5 protein-coding genes are annotated in these 5,972 nt (G+C 42.8%); 4 read left to right on the top strand and 1 reads right to left on the bottom strand.

The genetic code is table 11. The features are described 5' to 3' along the window. Positions 1-94: 94 nt before the first annotated feature. The gene (locus PLE34_RS21455) at positions 95-553 is read right to left on the bottom strand and encodes an LEA type 2 family protein (RefSeq protein ID WP_324560563.1); all 459 of its coding nucleotides are present in this window, start codon (positions 551-553) and stop codon (positions 95-97) included. Between the two features lie 358 nt (positions 554-911). Between PLE34_RS21455 and PLE34_RS21450 the strand changes: the two genes are divergently transcribed. The 4 genes from PLE34_RS21450 (at position 912) to PLE34_RS21435 (ending at position 5,598) form a co-directional block, all read left to right on the top strand. Next, on the top strand, positions 912-1,463 hold the full coding sequence (locus PLE34_RS21450; protein WP_324560560.1) for a WbqC family protein: 552 nt from the start codon (positions 912-914) through the stop codon (positions 1,461-1,463). Positions 1,464-1,691: 228 nt separating this feature from the next. Further along, positions 1,692-2,564 carry an aldose 1-epimerase family protein gene (locus tag PLE34_RS21445; protein WP_324560555.1) on the top strand — a complete coding sequence of 291 codons (873 nt, stop codon included), beginning with the start codon at positions 1,692-1,694 and terminating at the stop codon, positions 2,562-2,564. 276 nt (positions 2,565-2,840) lie between these two features. Then, positions 2,841-4,058: a diaminopimelate decarboxylase gene (gene lysA, locus PLE34_RS21440; RefSeq protein WP_324560552.1), complete on the top strand. Its 1,218-nt coding sequence runs from the start codon at positions 2,841-2,843 to the stop codon at positions 4,056-4,058. A gap of 43 nt (positions 4,059-4,101) precedes the next feature. Continuing rightward, the gene (locus PLE34_RS21435) at positions 4,102-5,598 is read left to right on the top strand and encodes a TlpA family protein disulfide reductase (RefSeq protein WP_324560550.1); all 1,497 of its coding nucleotides are present in this window, start codon (positions 4,102-4,104) and stop codon (positions 5,596-5,598) included. Positions 5,599-5,972 lie beyond the last annotated feature (374 nt).

Genomic DNA, 5,972 nt, shown 5'->3' with positions numbered 1-5,972 from the left:
AAATCCAGTTATCCCTTGAACAAACATCCTATGAAAGCTCCTGATCCTCTATCCTAATGATTCGGGAGCTTTTCTTTTTCTTTCCGCACCACATTCAAAACAGGTCTAATCTTTCTTTCTGTTCGTACCGTACCGGGCGGGTTATAAAAACCCCCGATCTTCCTATTCTGATCTTTCCTTCTATGCGCAGCAAAACAGAATCTTTCATTGCCAGCGACAGCGCATTGCCTATTACATTATTGATGTCTACCTGCACGTTAACCGGAATTTGAAAGGTATCCAGCTTACTGATGTAAATGGTGGAGTCGAGTTCCGTATGGCCGAGCAACCGGTTATCTACATAAATATCTAAGTTCCCCGATCTGAAAATAAGGTTTGAATTATTGGGATTGTATAACCGAACGTTGGCAGAAAGGGTGGTATTGGTTAAGCTTTTTCCACTGACCTGCACATTATTCACATCAATATATTCCGGGGCTGTAACCTGCCGGCAGGAGAGCAGCGCTACTACCGGTACCAGGCATAGGAGGGATATTCTTAATTTTTTATTCATATGTAATAATAGGGTGCAAGATAAGCGCTTGTACACAAGTTGTAGAAAAAATAGCGTTAAACAATCCAAAATGACCGGCTAAAATTCTTAGTTTTACGGCCTGAAATTTTGTCAAACATATTATTTTTTGTTACCTAATATTTTTAGTTTAATATTTATTTCATTATTAATTGTATATCATTTAATTATGTGTTTATAACTAATATTAAAATATTGATAAAAATACGATAAATCAATCCATTTCAGGCGCTTTTTCAAATTTAGGATCAAATCATATTTAAAGTTAATTATAATGATATTATTAACTGGTTTACAGTATTTTGCATCTATTATTGAATATAAAAATTCAATATGGTGCATGCATTTTAAAATTGAGCAATATGAACGCTGGCAAAAAGCTGGTTTTCGTAACCGGTGTATCATTGCCGGAGCCAATGGTTTGATCAACCTGAGTATCCCGGTAGAAGGTGGAAGGCATTCAAACAGGCTGATACGGGAAGTGAGAATTGACAACAGCCATCGCTGGCAAATGCTCCATTGGCGTTCGGTAGTTTCGGCATACAACCGCTCGCCCTGGTTCGAATACTATAAAGATGAAATGGCATCTTTTTATCATACGAAATATGACTGGTTATGGGACTGGAACCTTGTGCTTTTGCAATGGACGATTAAAAAGCTGGGGGTTGAAGTGAAAATTGATTTTACGGAAAGCTGGCAAAAAGATTATCTCCCCGGTGCATATCTCGATATGCGCCACCAGGTGCTGCCCAAAAACTTTACTTCCTTTGCCGGCGATTGCCCGGTATATCAACAGGTTTTTGAAGATCGTCTGGGCTTTGTTCCCAACCTCAGCATTATTGATCTGTTATTTTGCGAAGGTCCCAATGCTGTTAACCTGCTGCGGCAATAATCCGTTTTACCGGGTTTTTGATATTGAAATAATGGTTATCTGAAAACGGGTACTGCCCGCGCAGCGATACAAACCCTGAACGGAGCGTCGCAACATCAGCCGTATCGTGCGGCGGAGCCGGCAAAAATAAAAAAATATGCTTTTGCCACTGTCAATGCATAAACTGCGGAACTTTATGTTGCGGCATCGCCGGCTGTTTTATATGTTGAAATAAAAATAATAACTGATATGTTTACCCTCCAGAATGATGTGCTGCGTATTACGGTTAAGGAAAAAGGCGCTGAATTAGTAAGCCTGTACCATGTAAAGGACGCCATAGAATATATGTGGAGCGGCAACCCGGCTTTTTGGGGGAAGCATTCCCCGGTGTTGTTTCCTATAGTGGGCGCCCTGAAAAATGATACCTATTATTATAATAATAAGTCTTACCATTTGAGCAGGCACGGTTTTGCCCGCGATATGCCTTTTACCCTGAGCACAGCCACTGATTCTGAACTGTGCTTTACTTTGGAAAGCAATGCCGCAACCCTGCAGCAATACCCTTTTACATTCAGGTTTGATATTATATACCGTTTGCAGCAAAGCAGGCTAACGGTTATGTACAGGGTAAAAAATACCGGTAGCGGCGATATGTATTTTTCTGTAGGCGGCCACCCGGCTTTTAGCATGCCTTTTGTTGAAGGAACGGCCTATGATGATTATTATCTTGAATTTAATAAAACCGAAAATGCCGGCAGATGGCCCATTTCGGCGGAAGGGTTGATTGAAGCCCATACCGAGCCGCTTTTACAGGATACACAAAAGCTTCCGCTGCGAAAGGAATTGTTTTACAGGGATGCGATCGTTTTCAAGAACCTCAGGTCGGACACAGTGGGTTTACGATCATCCAAGCACAACAAAGGAATTGAATTTAATTTTCCGGGATTTCCATATCTCGGTATATGGGCGGCCAAAGACGCCGGCTTTGTTTGTATAGAACCCTGGTGTGGTATCGCGGATCCGGTAACCAGCAACCAGCAGTTAACGGAAAAGGAAGGGATCAACCGTTTGGCGCCACAGGCGGTTTTTGAAAGAAGCTGGAGGGTAGGATTTGAAATTTAAGATTTGAGATTTGAGATGCGAATACACGAATACAGTTTAGAGCTTCTAGCAGGAACTGGGGTGGGGGGATGACTGTGTGGTGAAAGGTGAGAGGTGAAAGAAGAGATCAGCTTGTCGTTAGTATAATTTAGCTGATGGCCGAACGCTGATAGCTCTAGGGGAGAGGTGAATGGTTGAGTAGTGGAATTTCAAATTTTAGATTTCAAATTTCAAATCTATTTCCCTCTTTAGCGCTATTCCTGTAATTTCGCTGGCAAAATATTTTTCAACCTTATTATGCCGCAGGTTTTAACGCATCATCAACTATTGGAAATAGCAGGCGAATTTGGTACACCTTTATATGTGTATCACGCCGAAAGAATTACGGAGCAATACCAGCGTTTGCGGGCAGCTTTTAGAGAAACGGATGCTACATTTTTCTATGCCTGCAAGGCGCTTACCAATATTAATGTGCTCAGACACATCAAAAGCATAGGCTGCAATGCCGACTGCAGTTCCATTAATGAAGTAAAGCTGGCGCTCTTGGCCGGCTTTGAACCCTCAAAGGTTTTGTATACTTCCAATAATATCGCCTTTAGTGAAATTGAAGCTGCGGTGTCGCTGGGCGTGCATGTAAATATAGACAGCCTCTCCAACCTGCGGAAATTCGGGGAGCGATACGGGCATAGCTATCCTGTGGGCATCCGCTTGCGGCCTAATATTATGGCCGGGGGTAACCTTAAAATCTCTACCGGGCATAATAAAAGTAAATTTGGTATACCCGTTGAGGATATTGATCAGGTGCTGGATATTGTGAAGGAAAAGAACCTGCATATCCGTACGCTCCATATTCATACCGGCAGCGAAATTAAAGATGTGGAAGTTTTTGCCAAAGGCATAGAAGTGTTGTTTAACCTTGTTAAGCATTTCCCCGAACTGGAGGTAATTGACCTGGGGGGGGGATTTAAAGTGCCTTATGCGCCGGGAGAAGAAGGAACCGATGTTGAGCTGCTGGGCAAAAGCGTAAAAGCCGAATTTGAGGCCATTGCAAAAATATATGGCCGGAGGCTGCAGGTATGGTTTGAGCCGGGGAAATTTTTAGTGAGTGAGGCTGGTTATTTTTTGGTGCAGGTAAATGTGCTGAAGCAAACGGGTGATACCTGCTTTGCCGGGGTGAACAGCGGGCTTAATCATTTGATCCGCCCCATGTTTTACGGCTCTTATCATCACATAGAAAATATATCCAATGCTTCGGGTGTACCGGAGCCTTACCATGTGGTGGGTAATATATGCGAAACGGATACATTCGCGGAAGACCGTATGATTGCGGAGATACGTGAAGATGATTACCTGGTATTTTACAATGCGGGCGCTTATGGGTTTGAAATGGCGTCTAATTATAATTCGCGGTTCAAGCCGGCGGAAGTACTGGTAAAAGATAATAAAGCCCGGCTGATACGGCGGCGCGATACGATGGAAGATATATTGGCTACTCAGGTAGTTCTGGAAGATTAATGTATCTTCCGGCTAACGGTCAACCCTGTAATACTTGTCTGCAATGAAGCGATCCTTCTTTCTGTTCCTGTTCTTATATGTAGCAGCCCCCGTAGTTGCCGGCGAAGTTGCCGCTACGATTACCCTGGAAGTAAAAAATGGAAGGAAGAACGTTATTGCTTTTACCCTCCCGGTTAATCATACCGTTTTCTGGGGAGCGGTTAGGAAGGATACCCTGCGCAATGGAAATTATAATATTACACTAACGGAAACGCAAACCGGTTTTGTGGATATCCGCTTAATGGATTTCAGCATCCGCTTATTTGTGCAGCCGGGCGATGATCTTCGGCTATACATTGATGAAAGTAACACCGAAAACCCGCTGCGCATTGAAGGCAACAATAATGCAGGGCAGGAAATGTTTACCTCCATGGAGCTTCCTTACCCCGGCAACCTGGTTTCCCGTTATAAAAAAGACAGCACGGCGGCTTTGCTTGAAAAGCATATGGAAACAGATAAAAAAGTGCGGCTGAATATTTTCAGGATCCTGTATAATGAAAGAAAGATAGATAAGGCGTTCATGGATTTCATGCAAATGAACCTGGATTATTACCATGCCTCGGTAATGTCGGAAGTAATAGCGGGCAAGTATGCGCTCACCGGGCTTTCGGGTGATCACCCGCAATTTACACCGGTGTTTCCCACCGATTTCGCGGTTTTATGGGAGAAGCTGTATAAGCAATACCCCGTTAACAATGAGGCGGCGCTGCAAACCTTTGGATATAACGACGGTTTTAATTTGTATGCCGGCAATTATATTAACGGCTATCTCCACTGGATCAGAAACAGGAGTAAAGCAGTTCCTGCCGTTTCCTCCAACTGGGCCTCGGGTATGAGAGAAACGTTGCAAACCATACAAAGCAATCTTTCACCCGTGATAGCGGAATACATGGAAGCGGGTATATTGTTTACGGAGCTGAGCAGGGAAAAGAACTATGCCGAACTGCTGAAATTTTCAGCCGATTATAAAAAGCGCTACCCGCAAAGCTATTATACCGCCTATCTTGATCCGCTAATAAAGAAAGCAGATGCCTATTATACTAAGGTAAAAGGCGATTTTACAACGGAACAAAAGCTGATACCGGGTTATGCTGCTATAGATTCCTTCAGGCAACTGATGACTCCTTTTTTAGGTAAGGTTGTTTTTATTGAATTTTGGGCAAGCTGGTGTATTACCTGCAAAGACCAGTTTGATCATGAAAACGACCTTAACCGGTTTTTACAATCAAAGGGGGTAGAGCACCTGTTCATTTCCGTAGATAACAACAGGCAGGAACCGGAATGGAAAGAGCTGATCAAATATTTTAACCTCCGCGGCAGTCATATCAGGGCCAACGAAAAACTATTGAAAGATCTGTCCCGTATCTTCTGGCAGGGCAGGGGATACGCGCTCCCGTTATATGTAGTGATCAGCCGCTCCGGCTATATCGTTGAATTTGACGCTTACCGTCCTTCCGAAAAAAAGAAATTATACGACCAGATAGAAAAGTATGCACAGTAAAAATGCATAATGGAAACTATGCACCCCCTTTAGGTACTTATCTGTAAAAAAAGATTATAAAACACATAGGCACAGTAGAAACATAGGAAGACAATAGAAGAAAGCGAACCCCTGTGCATCTATGTACCTATGATCCTATGTGTTAAAGAAAAGAAGCTAAACACATAGGCACAGTAGAAAACATAGGAAGACAGTAGGAGAAGGAAAACTATGTGATCCTATATGCCCTATGCTCCTATGTGTTAAGAAATAAAAACGAACACATAGACACAGTAGGAACATAGTAACACAAAAGAAGAAAGCAAGCCCCTATGTGCATCTATGTTTGTGCCATGCAAGTTCTTTCAAAGATGGAGAAGAGAGTCGTAAAGATT

It is taken from the genome of Agriterribacter sp., assembly GCF_035445465.1.
Lineage (GTDB): Bacteria > Bacteroidota > Bacteroidia > Chitinophagales > Chitinophagaceae > Agriterribacter.
Note: the sequence above shows the minus strand (reverse complement) of the source record. Positions and strands in the feature narration are given on the sequence as shown.